15 protein-coding genes and 1 riboswitch are annotated in these 15,202 nt (G+C 61.6%); of the genes, 10 read left to right on the top strand and 5 right to left on the bottom strand.

From position 1 onward, the window contains the following. The first annotated feature begins 232 nt into the window (after window positions 1-232). The 4 genes from QZL67_RS08180 (at window position 233) to QZL67_RS08165 (ending at window position 2,640) form a co-directional block, all read left to right on the top strand. A complete protein-coding gene (locus QZL67_RS08180; RefSeq protein ID WP_022290237.1) occupies window positions 233-625 on the top strand; it encodes a GntR family transcriptional regulator in 393 nt (130 codons plus the stop codon). Further along, a complete protein-coding gene (locus tag QZL67_RS08175) occupies window positions 606-1,301 on the top strand; it encodes an ABC transporter ATP-binding protein (protein WP_022290236.1) in 696 nt (231 codons plus the stop codon). Before QZL67_RS08180 ends, QZL67_RS08175 begins: the two co-directional genes overlap by 20 nt. Beyond that, window positions 1,295-2,107, top strand: coding sequence for a hypothetical protein (locus tag QZL67_RS08170; RefSeq protein ID WP_022290235.1), 813 nt, complete (start codon window positions 1,295-1,297; stop codon window positions 2,105-2,107). The genes QZL67_RS08175 and QZL67_RS08170 overlap by 7 nt, the downstream gene beginning before the upstream one ends. Window positions 2,108-2,169: 62 nt before the next feature. Further along, entirely contained in the window at window positions 2,170-2,640 is a 471-nt protein-coding gene (locus QZL67_RS08165; protein ID WP_022290234.1) for a small multi-drug export protein, read from the top strand. A gap of 45 nt (window positions 2,641-2,685) precedes the next feature. Here the strand turns inward: QZL67_RS08165 and QZL67_RS08160 are convergent, their stop codons facing one another. Next, entirely contained in the window at window positions 2,686-2,952 is a 267-nt protein-coding gene (locus QZL67_RS08160; RefSeq protein WP_022290233.1) for a helix-turn-helix domain-containing protein, read from the bottom strand. 92 nt (window positions 2,953-3,044) lie between these two features. Here QZL67_RS08160 and QZL67_RS08155 point away from each other — a divergent pair, with 92 nt between their 5' ends. After that, entirely contained in the window at window positions 3,045-3,287 is a 243-nt protein-coding gene (locus QZL67_RS08155) for a hypothetical protein (protein WP_022290232.1), read from the top strand. A 68-nt stretch (window positions 3,288-3,355) separates the two neighbouring features. On the opposite strand, the gene QZL67_RS08150 is transcribed toward QZL67_RS08155, so the two are convergent. Then, window positions 3,356-4,627 carry an amidohydrolase family protein gene (locus QZL67_RS08150; RefSeq protein WP_022290231.1) on the bottom strand — a complete coding sequence of 424 codons (1,272 nt, stop codon included), beginning with the start codon at window positions 4,625-4,627 and terminating at the stop codon, window positions 3,356-3,358. 69 nt (window positions 4,628-4,696) lie between these two features. Next, a riboswitch (purine riboswitch) is annotated at window positions 4,697-4,797 on the bottom strand. Window positions 4,798-4,916: 119 nt separating this feature from the next. Here QZL67_RS08150 and QZL67_RS08145 point away from each other — a divergent pair. Further along, on the top strand, window positions 4,917-5,678 hold the full coding sequence (locus tag QZL67_RS08145; protein ID WP_022290230.1) for a ZIP family metal transporter: 762 nt from the start codon (window positions 4,917-4,919) through the stop codon (window positions 5,676-5,678). Between the two features lie 91 nt (window positions 5,679-5,769). Here the strand turns inward: QZL67_RS08145 and QZL67_RS08140 are convergent, their stop codons facing one another. Next, on the bottom strand, window positions 5,770-7,050 hold the full coding sequence (locus QZL67_RS08140; RefSeq protein ID WP_022290229.1) for a competence/damage-inducible protein A: 1,281 nt from the start codon (window positions 7,048-7,050) through the stop codon (window positions 5,770-5,772). Window positions 7,051-7,064: 14 nt separating this feature from the next. After that, window positions 7,065-8,261: a tRNA uracil 4-sulfurtransferase ThiI gene (gene thiI / locus QZL67_RS08135; RefSeq protein ID WP_022290228.1), complete on the bottom strand. Its 1,197-nt coding sequence runs from the start codon at window positions 8,259-8,261 to the stop codon at window positions 7,065-7,067. 227 nt (window positions 8,262-8,488) lie between these two features. On the opposite strand from thiI, the gene QZL67_RS08130 reads away from it, so the two are divergent. The 3 genes from QZL67_RS08130 (at window position 8,489) to QZL67_RS08120 (ending at window position 10,870) form a co-directional block, all read left to right on the top strand. Continuing rightward, on the top strand, window positions 8,489-9,259 hold the full coding sequence (locus QZL67_RS08130; protein ID WP_022290227.1) for a PepSY domain-containing protein: 771 nt from the start codon (window positions 8,489-8,491) through the stop codon (window positions 9,257-9,259). Window positions 9,260-9,524: 265 nt separating this feature from the next. After that, window positions 9,525-10,001, top strand: coding sequence for an RNA polymerase sigma factor (locus QZL67_RS08125; RefSeq protein WP_292920144.1), 477 nt, complete (start codon window positions 9,525-9,527; stop codon window positions 9,999-10,001). 8 nt (window positions 10,002-10,009) lie between these two features. After that, a complete protein-coding gene (locus QZL67_RS08120; RefSeq protein ID WP_022290225.1) occupies window positions 10,010-10,870 on the top strand; it encodes an RsiV family protein in 861 nt (286 codons plus the stop codon). 37 nt (window positions 10,871-10,907) lie between these two features. Here QZL67_RS08120 and QZL67_RS08115 read toward each other — a convergent pair whose 3' ends face one another. Further along, window positions 10,908-12,425, bottom strand: a complete 1,518-nt coding sequence (locus QZL67_RS08115) for a YifB family Mg chelatase-like AAA ATPase (RefSeq protein ID WP_022290224.1) — start codon at window positions 12,423-12,425, stop codon at window positions 10,908-10,910. 297 nt (window positions 12,426-12,722) lie between these two features. Between QZL67_RS08115 and nifJ the strand changes: the two genes are divergently transcribed. Beyond that, window positions 12,723-15,202: pyruvate:ferredoxin (flavodoxin) oxidoreductase (nifJ, locus tag QZL67_RS08110; RefSeq protein WP_292920142.1), on the top strand; the 2,480-nt coding region annotated here is incomplete at its 3' end.

The following is a 15,202-nucleotide window of genomic DNA, read 5'->3' as shown; positions in this document are numbered from 1 at the left end:
AATGCGGGTCGCGGAACTCTGCCGGTTTCAAAAAGCCCTTTCGTTTTCAAAAAAATTTTTTTTATTATACAAGAAGGTCCTCTAAAAAGCAAACGCCCTGCCCCTGGGGGAAGGAAAAACTGCCCGGCACAAAAAAATTTTGAAAAGCAGTTCTCGCCCCTTGACAAATCGCAATTTTGTGTTATTGTATTAATCACTTAGTACAACAATACAAAGAGCGGGAGGTGTCGTTGTGAAATGGGAGTTTTCCAATGACGCGCCGATTTATGCGCAGCTGATTCTGCAGATCAAGGTTGGAATCGTCTTCGGGGCATTCCCTCCCGGGGAACGGCTGCCGTCGGTGCGGGACCTGGCCATGGAGGCCGGGGTCAACCCCAATACCATGCAGCGGGCATTGACGGAGCTGGAGCGGGACGGACTGGTATACAGTCAGCGGACCGCCGGCAGGTTTGTAACGGAGGATCGGAACATGATCAACGCGGCGAAGCGGGGACTTGCGGAACACCATATTCAGGTATTTCTGGCTGCCATGCGGCAGCTGGGATACCAGCAGGAGGAAATGATTGCCCTGCTGCGGCAGGAAACAGATAAGGAGGGAATCACCGATGGCGGTTCTGGAATGTAAGGAATTGACGAAGCGATATGGCGGCGTATCGGCGCTGAACCATGTGAATCTGCAGGTGGAGCCGGGGCGGATCGTGGGTCTGCTGGGTCCCAACGGCAGCGGCAAGACCACGCTCATCAAGCTGGCCAACGGCCTGCTCACGCCCAGTGAGGGTGAGATCCTGGTGTGCGGCAGTGTACCGGGCCGGGAGAGCCATACATCCGTCAGCTATCTGCCGGAACGCACGGCCATCCCCACCTGGATGTCCGCGGCGCAGCTGATGGACTTTTACGGGGACTTTTACCGGGATTTCCGCCGGGACGCGGCGGAGGAGATGCTCCAGCGGCTGGGGATCTTCCCCCGTCAGAGGATCAAGCAGATGAGCAAGGGTACCCGGGAGAAGGTGCAGCTCATTATGGTCATGAGCCGGGCAGCCAAGCTGTATTTGCTGGATGAGCCCATCGGCGGCGTGGACCCGGCCACCCGGGATTACATTCTCTCCACCATCATCACAAACTACAACCCTGAGGCTTCTGTCATCATTTCCACGCATCTGATCTCTGATGTGGAAAAAGTGCTGGACGACGTGATCTTTATCAACCAGGGGCAGGTGGTGCTCCAGTCCTCCGTGGATGAGATCCGGGAGGAGAAGGGCATGAGCGTGGATGCACTGTTCCGGGAGGTGTTCAAATGCTGAGGAAACTTTTAAAGCACGAATTCCGTGCCACGGCCCGAGTCATGGGCCCGGTCTATCTGGTGCTGCTGGTGACGGCACTGGGCGCCAATCTCTCCACCCGGGGCATCATGGACAGTTCTTTCACCATTTTGCGGATTTTGGGCGGACTGCTGGCGCTGGCCTTTGTGGTGGCCATTCTGGCGGTGTGTGTGGTGAGCTTTCTTCTGATGCTCCAGCGGTTTTACAAGAACTTGCTGGGCGATGAGGGGTATTTGATGTTTACCCTGCCGGTCTCTGTCCACCAGCAGATCTGGAGCAAGCTGATTGTCTCGTCCGTGTGGTTTATCGCAACCGGTGTGGCGGTGATGATCTCCTTTGCGGTCATGGCCCTCAACATCAGTTTCCTGGAGGGATTTGCAAGGGTCATGAAGCAGATCTTTGAGAATATGACCACATATTATGCCATCAACGGCACGCTGTTTATGGTGGAACTGGTGGTGCTGGCCTTTGTGGCGTGTATTGCCTTCAGCTTGCAGTTTTACGCCGCCATGGCGGTGGGACACAGTTTCTCCAATCATAAGACTGCCTGGTCCGTGGCGTTCTTCTTCATCTTCCAGTTCGCCGTCCAAATGATCGGCGGTGTGCTACTGGCGGTGATGAGCACGCAGGCGGTATCCGGGCTCATCTGGAAGCTGCAGATCCCCAGTGAGGGTATCACGGGCCTCCATCTGGGCATGGGAGTGATGATCCTGGCCAGCGTGGTATATGGGGCGGTTTTCTATGTCGTTACCACATACTTCTTGAAAAAACATCTCAACCTGGAGTAAACTAGACACATGCGCGGAGCGGGCAGGCCCGCTCTGCAGCCCCAGATTCCGGAGGAGCGTTCATGGCCGTAGAAGAGACGATGTTTCACGAGATCCTGCTGACGTTTTTGACCGCCATGGTGCCGGTTTTGGAACTGCGGGGCGCCATCCCGGTGGGTGTTGCCGCGGGACTGTCCCCGACCGTTGCGTGCGTGGCGGCGATTCTGGGCAATATGGTGCCGGTGCCGTTTATCATGCTGCTGATTCGCCGGATCTTTGACTGGCTGCGGGACAGCGATTTTTTCGGCCCCAAGATCCGGAGCCTGGAGCGCCGGGCCCACCTGAAGGGGCGCCTGGTGCGCAAGTACCGCCTGCCGGGGCTGATGATCCTGGTGGCGGTGCCGCTGCCGGGGACCGGCGCCTGGACCGGGGCGCTGGTGGCGGCGCTGCTGGACATTCGGATGCGCCATGCCATTCCAGCCATTTTCGCAGGCGTGGTGATCGCCGGGGGCCTGATCTCCCTGCTCACCGCCGGTGTGATCCATCTGTTTTGAGCGGGACCTGAACCTAAAAAAAGAGAGCCGTACGGCTCTCTTTTTTTATTTCTCCGGGGGAACTCCGTCGTAAAAATCCGCCAGCAGCTCCCGCTCCGTCACATTGAGAATCCGGCACAGGCAGGCCAGCTCATAATCCGTAACGATGCGGCGGTTGTTTTCGATCTTGCTGAGCATCTGCTGGTCCATGTTCACGTTCATCACCTGCATCTTTGCGACCACCTGCTCCTGCGTGAGCCCCCGCAGATTGCGGTAATACCGCAGACGGGCATGAATGACATTTTTGTTGCTGTCATAGGCAATCTTTTTCATGGTCCCTCCAACGTTTATGTGACGTATTTTTCTTGACTCTAACACAGGCACTGCGTTAAAATACGTCACATAAACGTATTGAGGGGGAGCAGATGGAACTTTACGCGGAAATTTTGGCCCATGCCCTGGCGGGGCAGCGCGTCCAGGTCACCATTCCCGGCGTGGATGTCCAGAAGCTGGCGGAGAGCGCCTGCTGTCGGGCCCTGGGAGAGATCAAGGCGATTTTGGAGGACGATACGCTCTCGGACGAGACGTGCTTTCAGAAGATCGAGGCTATTGTCCGGGTCTATGAGCGCCTGGGCAGCGACGGCGGCAGCCGCCATGACTTCGGCTGACCGCAGCAAAAAAGGAGACCCATATGGGTCTCCTCTTTCGTTGATGCGGGGCGTGCGCCGCCCGGCGGTCATTCGGCGGTGTACACCTTCCGCCCGGCGCTCCACACGGCCCGGATGGCGTTTTTCTGCCGGCGGTAGACGCACTGCTCAAACCGCTCCTGCCCCGTCAGGGGACGGACCCGGGGTAGCTGGTCGTCGGCAAGCGCCATGGCGTGGAGAGCGTTGCCGGGAGCAAAGCCCGGTGCCTCACCGAAGTAGGCCGCTCCGGCGGAGGTGGCCAGATACCACGCCTCTGCCACCGTCAAAAACGCGGGATGGTCCGGGTCGGTCATCTGCCGGACCTTGGAGGCCCGGATGGCGGCGGCGGTTCCCTCGAACAGGCTGAGCTGGCTGCCACCCGCCACGTCGCTGCCCAGGGCCACCTTGAGCCCTTCGTTGAGCATGGTCCGCACCGGAGCGGTGCCGGAGCACAGACAGACGTTGGAGTCCGGGCAGTGGACCACGGTGACGCCGGCGTCCTTCATGGCCTTCCGCTCCCGGGCGTCGGACCAAACGCAGTGGGCCATCAGGGTGCGGTCATTCCAGAGACCGAACTTGGCGTAAGTCTCCCAGTACTGGGCGCAGTCCGGGTGGAGCTGGCGGACCCAGTCGATCTCCCGGTCGTTTTCGGAGAGGTGGGACTGGACGGGGAGGTTCTGCTCCGCGGCGGTTTTTCCCAGCCAGGCCATCAGTGTGTCGGTGCAGGAGGGGGTGAACCGGGGCGTGATCATGGGGTGGATGTGGGTAAAACGGCCACAGGACGCCAGCCACCGCTCCGTCTCCCGGATGGACTCCTCCGTGGTCTCCTCCAGTACGCCGGGGGCGGAGTTGCGGTCCATGTTCACCTTGCCCACAAAGCCCTCGATGCCCGCTTTCTCCAGTTCCTCCATCAAAATCAGCGTGGCGTCGGTGTGGAGAGAGGAGAACATGGCCACACGTGTGGTGCCGTTTTCAATCAGCTCCCGGGCCAGGCGGCGGTAAGTGTCCCGGGCGTAGTCCGTGTCGGCCATCCGGGCCTCCGCTGGGAAGGCGTAGGCATTGAGCCAGTCCAGCAGCGGCAGGTCCAGGCCGGTGCCCAGCATGGGGTACTGGGGGGCATGGAGATGGAGGTCCGCAAAGCTCTGGAGCACCAGGCAGTCGCCGAAGTCCTCCACCTCCGCGCCGGAAAATTCCTCCGGCAGGGTTTCGTATACGCCCTGGATTACCCCGTCTTTCGCAACGAGATACCCGTGATCCGTGATGTCCATCCGTCCCAGGGCGGGGGCGGAGACAATGGTGCCCTTGATGATGGTCAGCGCCATGCTGCCAGCTCCTTTCTTCGCGGTGTTCCGCACAAAAGAAAAGGAGTGTCCGTCCGAAAGCAATCAAACGCCCACCGGCCAGACACCCATAGCAGAGCCTTTCGGCGGCTCCGTAGAGACGTTCGCACCCTTCCCAGCGAACCTATATGAGCGCTCCTGTTTCTTTTTGGTATCTCCACCATAGCATACTTTTCCGGGGAAAGCAAGCCCAGTCACCAGCGGGCGCCCTGCCGCCTATACTGGCATACGGGCGGTGTTCCGCCCGAATCGAGGAAGAGGCGTTGATCGTATGCTGCAATCACTTGGATGGGCGGCGCTGGGTACCGGATTCACCTTTCTGATGACCACGCTGGGTGCCGCACTGGTGTTTTTTCTGGCGGGAGAGCCCCATCCCCGCTTTCAGCGGGCACTGCTGGGGTTTGCCGCGGGGGTCATGACCGCGGCTTCCGTGTGGAGCCTGCTGCTGCCGGCCATTGACCAGGCGGCGGAGGGGCCTCTGCCGGGCTGGGTCCCGGCGGCGGGAGGCATGCTGACGGGAGTGGCGTTTCTGGCGGCGCTGGACGCACTGCTGCCCCGTCTGCGGCGGAGGCGGCAGGCCATGACGGCCTCCTGGCGGCAGACCACGCTGCTGATGACCGCCATCACCCTACATAACGTGCCGGAGGGAATGGCGGTGGGCCTGGCCTTTGCGCTGGCGGCTCAGGGGGACGGCTTTGCCGGCGCGGTAGCGCTGGCCATGGGCATCGGCATCCAGAACTTCCCGGAGGGCGCCGCAGTGGCCCTGCCTCTGCGGCAGGAGGGATGGTCCCGGCCCCGTGCCTTTCTGGGCGGGATGCTCTCCGGTGCCGTGGAGCCCCTCTTCGGCGTGCTGGTGGTGCTGGCGGCGGCGGGTGTGGCACCGCTGATGCCGTGGCTTTTGAGCTTTGCCGCCGGGGCCATGCTGTATGTGGTGGTGGAGGAGCTGGTGCCCCAGGCCCACAGCAGGGCCGGGACCTGCGGCTTTGTGGTGGGATTTCTCATCATGATGGTGCTGGATGTGGCGCTGGGATAGTCAGAATGTGGAAAAAGCGGAGGCTGATGCCTCCGCTTTTCATCTGCAAAGTGGAATATCGGACCGTTACAAACGGGAATACTTCGCCGCCTCAGGGATTGCCCTCCAGCGACGGCGGCGCGATGGGCAGCCCCGTGAGATACCGGCGGATCAGGTCGAAGGCGTGGTTGGCGGCCAGAGCCTGGATGCGGTCCCGCCGGCGGCGGCCGGAGTCCATCTTTCGGCAGAAGGTACCCTCCGGCGTGGCAAGGCCGATGTAGATGATACCCACCGGCACGCCCCGCTCGTCAGGGTCCGGTCCTGCCACACCGGTGACGGATACGGCAAGGTCCGCCCCGGTGATGCGCCGGGCGCCCTCCGCCATGGCCCGGGCACATTCCTCCGACACGGCGCCGTACTGGTCCAGCAGAGGCTGGGGTACCCCCAGCACGGCGGCCTTCACCTCCGTCCAGTAGCTGACCACGCCGCCCCGGTACACGGCAGAAGCTCCGGGCAGAGCGGTGATCCGCTCCGCCACCCGGCCGCCGGTGCAGCTCTCAGCGGTGGCGAAGGTGAGATGGCGCTCTTTCAAAAGCGCCAGACAAACCTCCGGCAGACCTCCCACATTCACGCTGTACACCACGTCGCCCAGTGCGGCCCGGACCTGCGCTTCCACCGGGTCCAGCATGGCCTCCGCCGCCTCCCGGGTGGGAGCCTTGGCAGTGGCCCGCAGCCGCACCTCACAGGGCTTGGCGTAGGTGGCGAGGGTGGGGTTTTCCATGCGGCTCATGGTCTCGTGGAGCAGGGAATCCACAGAGGATTCCCCCATGCCGAAGGTCATGATGTCCCGGGAGACGATGACCTCGCTGGAAAGGGCCCGGAGATACGGCTCCACCCAGCGATGGAGCATGGTCTCCATCTCGTGGGGCGGACCCGGCAGCATCAGCACGTGGATGCCGCCGGCTTCAAAGGCGCAGCCGGGGGCGGTGCCCACGGGGTTGTCGAACACGGTGCAGCCCTCCGGCAGCTGGGCCTGCTGGGCGTTGTTGTCCGGCATGGGCACATGGAGGGCGGACTCGTAGAAGGTCTGAATGTCCTCCAGAATGTCCGGGTGGAGCACCAGGGGCTTTCCAAAGGCGGCGCAGATGGTCTGCTTGGTCAGATCGTCATAGGTGGGGCCCAGTCCGCCGGTGGTGATGAGGATGTCCGCCCGGCGGCGGGCGATGTCCAGCGCCTCTTTCAGACGCTGGGGGTTGTCCCCCACTACCGTGTGCCAGTGGACGTCGATACCCAGGGCGGAGAGGCTCTGGGAGAGGACCTGGGCGTTGGTGTTTGCGATGTTGCCCAAAAGCAGCTCCGTGCCCACGGCGATGAGTTCCGCGGTGTGTGCCATGCTCTGCGCCTCCCTCAGATCTTGGCCTCGTCGGTGACCTTGACCCGGACCCAGGTCTCCCCGGCCATGGCCTTGGCCACCAGACCATCCACATCCAGCACCGCCTCGGCGGCCCGTACGGCCTCCAGGTCCGGGCGGGTGGCAGGGTGACGGGGCGTAAAGACAGTGCAGCAGTCCTCATAGGGGAGAATCGAGGTGTCGAAGGTGCCGATCTCCCGGGCGATGCGGATGATCTCCACCTTGTCCATACCGATCAGGGGCCGCAGCACCGGCATGGTGGTCACATCCTCCGTGACGCCCAGGGCCATCATGGTCTGGCTTGCCACCTGGCCCAGGGACTCGCCGGTGATGAGGGCCTTGGCCCCCGCCTTCTTCGCCACGGCCTCGGCGATGCGCATCATGAAGCGGCGCATGATGAGGGTGAAGTACTCCTCCGGGCAGTTGCGGCGGATCTCCTCCTGGATCTCCGTGAAGGGGACGATGTGGACCAGCATTCGGCCGCAGTAGGCCGTCAGCAGCCGGGCCAGTTCCAGCACCTTGTCCTGGGCCTGCTGGGAGGTGTAGGGCGGGGAGACGAAGTGGACCATCTCCAGCTCCACGCCCCGGCGGGCCATCATCCAGGAGGAGACGGGAGAGTCGATGCCGCCGGAGAGCAGGCTCACCGCCCGGCCGCCCATGCCCACCGGCAGTCCGCCGGCGCCGGGCTCCGAGGCACCGTGGACGTAGGCGGCCTTCTCCCGGATCTCCACAAACACCGTGAGGTCCGGCGTGTGGACGTCTACCGCTACGTTGGGAAATGCCTCTGCCAGATCGCCGCCCACTGCCTGGCTGAGCTGGATGGAGTTGAGATAGAAGGTCTTGTCGGCCCGACGGCTCTCTACCTTGAAGCTGTGTGCGGCGGCAAAGGCGTCGCGCAGATAGGTCTTGGCGGTCTCCACGATAGCCTCCACCGTTTTCTCGCAGGGTACTGCCCGGGCTACGGAGACAACGCCGAATACCTGCCGGCAGGCCTTCCAGGCACCCTCCAGGTCACACTTGTCCCCCTGGGGCTCCACGTAGATGGTGCTCTGGCGGGTGTAGACCTGGAAGCTGCCGTAGTGGCGCAGACGGCGGCTGACGTTGCTCATGAGCTTGTCCTCAAAGGACCGGCGGTTGAGGCCCTTGAGGACCACCTCGCCCAGCTTGAGCAGAAAAATCTCGTGTTGGTTCATAAATGCTCCTCCGAATACGCGAAATCGCGGAAATACTTGCGCATGATACTCTATATTATACTGCATTTGAGGCCTGAGAAAAAGCCCTGATTTTCAGACAGGCCGTCCCGCAAAAAATTTTCCAAAAAAATAAAAGAGGCGTGCAATAAACCGGCGGGCTCCGCCGTTACTAAGACAGAGAGGGCGGAAGCGCACCGCCGAAGAAAAACAAGAAAAGGAGAATCGCTATGAAGAAGACTGGTTACTGGAAAGGTTTTGGCTCCGCCCTGCTGCTGGTGGCGATGGTGACGGCACTGGGCGTCACGGCGACTGCCGCCTCCCGCACCATTGAAGTGGAGGACGGGATCGGCATCTCCATCAACGGCGCGAAGTTCACCCCCCGGGACGCCAACGGCAAGAAGGTCCCGGTGTTCCTCTACAACGGCACCACCTATGCCCCCGTCCGGGCAGTATGCGAGGCTGCCGGCATGGAGGTCAGCTATGATTCCGCCACCGATACCGTGAAGCTGGTGACGGCGGACCGGGCGGCTTCCCAGAAGTCGGACAGCGGCAGCTATATCACCCAGAGCCGGGCCAAGGAGATCGCCCTGGCGGACGCCGGTGTGAAGGCCGCCAACGCGGTGTTTTTGAAGGCCAGCCTGGACTGGGATGACGGCCGGGCCGAGTACGAGGTGGAATTTTACAGCGGCAATACGGAATACGACTATGACATCGATGCCCTGACCGGTGCCATCCTCAGCTCCGACCGGGAACTGGAGAACTTTGACATTGGAACCGCCGCCTCCGGCAGCGGCAGCGTGATCTCTGCGGAGAAGGCCAAGAGCATCGCACTGAATCGGGCACCCAGTGGGGCCACGGTGGTCAAGTGCCAGCTGGACCGGGACGACGGACGCACCGTCTACGAGGTGGAGCTGCGCAGCGGCCGGATGGAGTACGATTGCGAGATCGACGCTGTCAGCGGTCAGATCCTCAAGTGGGAGAGCGACTACGACGACTGAGCACCGGCACGGCTTACCATTACAAATAAGGAATCAAGAAAGGCGGGCCGTCAGGTCCGCTTTTTTTATGGAAAACGGTTGCTGCCCGGAAAAATCGCTTTTCAAAAAGCGGCCTCCGCCGTATAATGATCCGACCGGAGAGGACCGCACCGCAAAAAAATGGCGGGTTATGTGTCACCTTTTGTCTGCCGCGGCCATCTATATAGATGACCGGTCCAAAAGTTCCGGGAAAGGAGGAGGCGCGTTGCCTATGCAGGAGACGCCATTGATCAGTAAAGAAGTATTTTGCACCCAGGTGATCCAGAATCAGGAAGCCATGTTTCGCACGGCAAGAGCCATCCTCCACAGTGACGAGGATGCCGAGGATGCGGTGCAGGAGGCCATTTGCGCGGCCTTTGCCCATCGCGGTGACCTGCGCAGCCTGGACAAGTTCAAACCCTGGATTCTGCGGATCCTGGCCAACAAGTGCTATGATGCCTGCCGCGGACGAAAGTCTACCGTGGATCTGACGGAGGTGGAGGATTTCCTGCCGGCGCCGTCAGAAGATCCCACCGAGCGGATGACCCTCTGGCAAGCGGTTCTTGCTCTGAACGACGATCTGCGCAGTGTTGTGACGCTGTTTTATTATGAGGGGTTTTCCATTCGGGAGATCAGCGGAATTCTGGGAATTCGTGAAGCTGCCGTCAAGACCCGCCTGTCCCGGGCACGGGCGCGGCTGCGGCTGCTGCTGAGAGAAGAATGAGGTGCGGTATGAAGCAATTTGACAACGAGTTGAAAGAGCGGGCAAAGAAAGAACCATTCTCCTTGCCGGAGGACTACGCCGGTCGGGTCTTCCGCACCTGCGCCGCTCTGGAGGAGACAGCTATGGAAACATCGAAAGAATCTGCGCCGCGCAGAAAGCACACCAAGCGGTGGATGGCCTGGGCGGCGGCCGTCGTGGCGGCGTTTATCGCTGTGCCCAACGTGTCCCCCACCGCGGCAGCGGCATTGTCGGATGTGCCGGTCCTGGGGGCACTGGTGGAAATTGTCACGTTCCGGGAGTACACCTATGACGACGGACACAGCTCCGCCGATGTATCGGTGCCGGAACTCTCCGGTGGTGAGGCTGCCGGTCAGGTCAGCGATGAGGTACAGGCCTACACGGACCGCCTGATCGCCCAGTTCCAGGAGGACTGCAAGGACACGGGCGAAGGGTATCTGGGGCTGGATGTGTCCAGTGAGGTGGTTACCAACACCGACAGCTGGTTCACCCTGCGGATCAACGCCACCCGGACCCAGGCCAGCGGGGCCGAGTTTATCAAGATCTACCACATTGATAAGACCACCGATCAGGTGGTGACCCTTGGAGATCTGTTCCAGCCGGATGCGGACTATGTCACCGTCCTCTCAAACGAGGTGCGGCGGCAGATGGAGGAACGGATGGCACAGGACGAGACTGCCGGGTACTTCCCCGATCAGTTCACCGCCATTGCGCCCGATCAGAATTTCTACTGGAATGAGGACGGGGATCTGGTGCTGGTGTTTGACGAATACACTGTTGCTGCCGGGTTCGTGGGAACACCGGAGTTTGTGATTCCCCGGGAGGTATACCAGTCTATTGCCCGGTCATGAAAATGCGGAAAAAGAGACGGCGTGAGCCGTCTCTTTTTTATCCACGCAGGATGTCCGTATTCCGGAACTGGATGGCCTCCGCCAGGTGCTGAGGCAGGATGTCCGCCTCCCCGTCCAGATCCGCGATGGTGCGGGCCACCCGGAGAATCCGGTCGTGGGATCGGGCCGTCAGCCCCATGCGTTCAAAGGCGGAGCGCATCAGCGCATCCCCGGCCCCGCTCAGGCGGCAGAACTGCCCGATCATGGAGGCGGTCATCTGGGCGTTGCAGGCGATGTCGGTGCCCTCGAAGCGGCGGGACTGGATGGCCCGTGCGGCACAGACCCGCTCCCGCACGGCGGCGGAGGACTCCGCCGGTTCCCGGCGGCGGATGGCGTCGTACTCCACAGAGGGGACATTTACATGGAGGTCGATGCGGTCCAGCAGCGGGCCGGAGATCTTTTCCACATAGCGCTCCACATCCCGGCCCGAGCAGGTGCAGCGGTGTGAGGGATGGCCCCGCCAGCCGCAGCGGCAGGGGTTCATGGCGCAGATCAGCTGGAACCGGGCCGGCAGATGCAGCGTGCCCCCTGCCCGGGCTACGGTGACCGCTCCCTCTTCCAGGGGCTGGCGCATGGCCTCCAGAACGTCCCGACGGAACTCCGGCAGCTCGTCCAGAAACAGCACACCGTTATGGGCCAGGGACATCTCTCCAGGCCGCAGGGCGGGGCCGCCGCCGGTGAGTGCTGCGGCGGAGGCGGTGTGATGGGGCGCCCGGAAGGGGCGTCGAGTCAGCAGAGGGTGGCCGGGGTCCGTCAGTCCTGCCACGGACCAGATCCCGGAGGTCTCCAGGGCCTCCCGGGGCGTCAGGTCCGGCAAAATGGAGGGCAGGCGCTTGGCCAGCATGGATTTGCCTGCCCCGGGGGAGCCGATGAGCAGCAGATTGTGTCCGCCTGCGGCGGCGATCTCCAACGCCCGCTTCACATTTTCCTGGCCCATCACATCCCGCAGGTCCGGCAGCGGGGTCTCCTCCGGCTCCGGGACCCAGGGGGAAACGGGAACAAGTGGGGCCTCTCCTTTTAAATGTTGTACCAGAGAGTTGACGTCCGGCACCCCGTACACTGTAAGCCCCCGGGCCAGTGTTGCCTCGGCGGCGTTTTCCGCCGGAACAAACAGCGTGCCGATCCCCGCCTCCCGGGCGGCCAAGGCCATGGGCAGTACGCCGGAGACGCCCCGCACCGCACCGGTGAGGGACAACTCCCCCAGGAAGGCCGCGTCTGCCGGCGGCGGGGGCAGTTCTCCGGAGGCGGACAGCAGCCCAACAAAAATGGGAAGGTCGTAGACCGTACCGGCCTTTTTCTGCCCCGCCGGCGCCAGGTTTACCGTAATGCGGCTGACCGGGAACTTGGCACCGCAGTTTTTCACCGCCGCCCGGACCCGCTCCCGGGCCTCCCGCACCGCTGTGTCCGGCAGGCCCACGATATCAAAAGCCGGCAGTCCGCCGGAGAGAAAACACTCCGCCCGCACCTCGTATCCCGCGATGCCGTGGAGCCCCAGAGAACGCACGGAAACGACCATCCATCATCACCTCAAAAAAGCATACAACGCAGGGGTTTTTTCAAGCTCAGTCTACCATACAAAGACAAAATAGGGAACCCGTTTACGCAAAAAGCAGCAAAATTATCCAGAACGGAGGATTGTTGAAACATAAACAGTAAAATTTGTGCAAAAAATAACAAAGCAATTGTTTACAGGCGGGAAGAGTGGTGATATAATATCAGCGCATGTGAATCTGGGGGGAGAGAGTCCGGATTTCCGTGCACCCGTAATCTTGCTGCCGGGGGCAGCAAATTACAAAATATAGGAGGTAAGTTTATGGCAAGAAAGTTCAAGTCCATGGACGGTAACAATGCCGCTGCATATGTCAGCTACGCATTTACCGAAGTGGCGGGCATCTATCCGATCACCCCGTCCTCTCCCATGGCAGACTTGGTCGATCAGTGGGCTGCTGCTGGTCAGAAGAACATCTTCGGCACCACCGTCAAGGTTGTCGAGATGCAGTCTGAGGCCGGTGCTTCCGGTACCGTCCACGGCTCTCTGGCCGCCGGTGCAATGACCACCACCTACACGGCTTCTCAGGGCCTGCTGCTGATGATCCCCAACATGTACAAGATCGCCGGCGAGCTGCTGCCCTGCGTGTTCCACGTGTCCGCCCGTACGGTCTCCACTCACGCCCTGAACATCTTCGGCGATCACTCCGATGTCATGGCCTGCCGTCAGACCGGCTTCGCCATGCTGTGCGAGAATGATCCCCAGGAGATCATGGACCTGGCTCCCGTGGCCCATCTGGCTGCTATCGAGGGCCGTGTTCCCTTCATCAACTTCTTCGACGGTTTCCGGACCTCTCACGAGATCCAGAAGGTTGCCGTGTGGGATTACGACGATCTGAAGGAAATGTGCGATATGGACGCCGTTGCCGCGTTCCGCAAGCACGCCCTGAACCCCGAGCGCCCCAACATGCGCGGCTCTCACGAGAACGGCGATATCTTCTTCCAGCATCGTGAGGCCTGCAACCCCTACTACGACGCTCTGCCCGATGTGGTGGAGAAGTACATGGGCAAGATCAACGAGAAGCTGGGCACCAACTATCAGCTCTTCAACTACTATGGTGCTCCCGACGCTGAGCGCGTGATCATCGCCATGGGTTCCATCTGCAACGTGGCCGAGGAGGTCATCGACTACATGACCGCTCACGGCGAGAAGGTCGGCATGGTGAAGGTTCACCTGTATCGTCCTTTCCGTGCGGACAAGCTGCTGGCTGCCATCCCCGCTACCTGCAAGAAGATCGCCGTGCTGGACCGCACCAAGGAGCCCGGCGCACAGGGCGAGCCTCTGTACATGGATGTTGTCACCGCTCTGGCCAACGCCGGCAAGACCGACATCAAGGTTATCGGCGGCCGTTACGGTCTGGGTTCCAAGGATACCCCGCCTGCTTCCGTGTTCGCTGTCTATGACGAGCTGAACAAGGACGAGATGAAGCGTCAGTTCACCATCGGCATCGTGGATGATGTCACGCACCTCAGCCTGGAGGAGAAGCCCGCTCCCGGCGTGGCTCCCGAGGGCACCATCGAGTGCAAGTTCTGGGGCCTGGGCGGCGATGGTACCGTCGGCGCCAACAAGAACTCCATCAAGATCATCGGCGACCATACCGACAAGTATGTTCAGGCATACTTCCAGTATGACTCCAAGAAGACCGGCGGCGTGACCGTCAGCCACCTGCGCTTCGGCGACAAGCCCATCAAGTCTTCTTACTACATCAACAAGGCTGACTTCGTGGCCTGCCACGTGCCCGCCTACATCGCCAAGGGCTTCCCCATCGTCCGCGACGTCAAGCCCGGCGGCACCTTCCTCATCAACTGCCAGTGGGACGACAAGGAGCTGGGTGAGAAGCTGGACGCTGCTTCCAAGCGTTACATTGCCCAGAACAACATCCAGGTTTACACCATCGACGCCATCGACCTGGCTGCCAAGATCGGTATGGGCAAGCGCACCAACACCATCCTGCAGTCTGCCTTCTTCGCGCTGGCCAAGGTTCTGCCTGAGGCAGATGCCATCCAGTACATGAAGGACGCCGCCACGCACTCCTACCTGAAGAAGGGCCAGGACGTGGTGGATATGAACCACAAGGCCATCGACGCCGGCGCCACCGCCTTCAAGAAGTTCGACGTGCCCGCCGACTGGGCGAACGCCAAGGACGTGGAAGACAACACCGTTCTGGAAGGCCCCGCCGCTCTGGTGGAGCAGGTCAAGACCATCCTGGACCCCGTGGACAAGATGGATGGCGATTCTCTGCCCGTGTCCGCTTTCGTCAAGCACGTGGACGGCCAGTTCGAGCTGGGCGCTGCCGCTTATGAGAAGCGCGGCGTTGCCGTGAACGTTCCTACCTGGGACGCTGCCAAGTGCATCCAGTGCAACAACTGCGCTTATGTCTGCCCCCATGCCACCATCCGTCCCTACGCTTTGACTGAGGAGGAGGCCAAGAACGCTCCCGCCGCTGCCAAGATCGTGGACATCAAGGCCGGCAAGGGCAAGGGCGTCTACAAGTACACCATGGCTGTGTCTCCTCTGGACTGCATGGGCTGCGCCGTGTGCGTGGGCCAGTGCCCCGTGGGCGCTCTGACCATGGTTCCCCAGGAGCAGGAGGCTGCTCAGCAGGAGGTCTTCAACTACTGCGTCAGCAAGGTCTCCGAGAAGAAGGACATGCAGGACAACACCGTCAAGGGCAGCCAGTTCAAGCAGCCCATGCTGGAGTTCTCCGGTTCCTGCGCCGGCTGCGCCGAGACCAGCTATGCCCG

The sequence above is a fragment of the Oscillibacter sp. CAG:155 genome (assembly GCA_000436875.1).
GTDB lineage: Bacteria > Bacillota > Clostridia > Oscillospirales > Oscillospiraceae > Oscillibacter.
Note: the sequence above shows the minus strand (reverse complement) of the source record. Positions and strands in the feature narration are given on the sequence as shown.

Coding starts and splice junctions, on each gene's coding strand:
- QZL67_RS08175 (WP_022290236.1), top strand. CDS start 606: ATGGCGGTTCTGGAATGTAAGGAATTGACGAAGCGATATGGCGGCGTA.
- QZL67_RS08170 (WP_022290235.1), top strand. CDS start 1,295: ATGCTGAGGAAACTTTTAAAGCACGAATTCCGTGCCACGGCCCGAGTC.
- QZL67_RS08165 (WP_022290234.1), top strand. CDS start 2,170: ATGGCCGTAGAAGAGACGATGTTTCACGAGATCCTGCTGACGTTTTTG.
- QZL67_RS08160 (WP_022290233.1), bottom strand. CDS start 2,952: ATGAAAAAGATTGCCTATGACAGCAACAAAAATGTCATTCATGCCCGT.
- QZL67_RS08155 (WP_022290232.1), top strand. CDS start 3,045: ATGGAACTTTACGCGGAAATTTTGGCCCATGCCCTGGCGGGGCAGCGC.
- QZL67_RS08150 (WP_022290231.1), bottom strand. CDS start 4,627: ATGGCGCTGACCATCATCAAGGGCACCATTGTCTCCGCCCCCGCCCTG.
- QZL67_RS08145 (WP_022290230.1), top strand. CDS start 4,917: ATGCTGCAATCACTTGGATGGGCGGCGCTGGGTACCGGATTCACCTTT.
- QZL67_RS08140 (WP_022290229.1), bottom strand. CDS start 7,050: ATGGCACACACCGCGGAACTCATCGCCGTGGGCACGGAGCTGCTTTTG.
- thiI (WP_022290228.1), bottom strand. CDS start 8,261: ATGAACCAACACGAGATTTTTCTGCTCAAGCTGGGCGAGGTGGTCCTC.
- QZL67_RS08130 (WP_022290227.1), top strand. CDS start 8,489: ATGAAGAAGACTGGTTACTGGAAAGGTTTTGGCTCCGCCCTGCTGCTG.
- QZL67_RS08120 (WP_022290225.1), top strand. CDS start 10,010: ATGAAGCAATTTGACAACGAGTTGAAAGAGCGGGCAAAGAAAGAACCA.
- QZL67_RS08115 (WP_022290224.1), bottom strand. CDS start 12,425: ATGGTCGTTTCCGTGCGTTCTCTGGGGCTCCACGGCATCGCGGGATAC.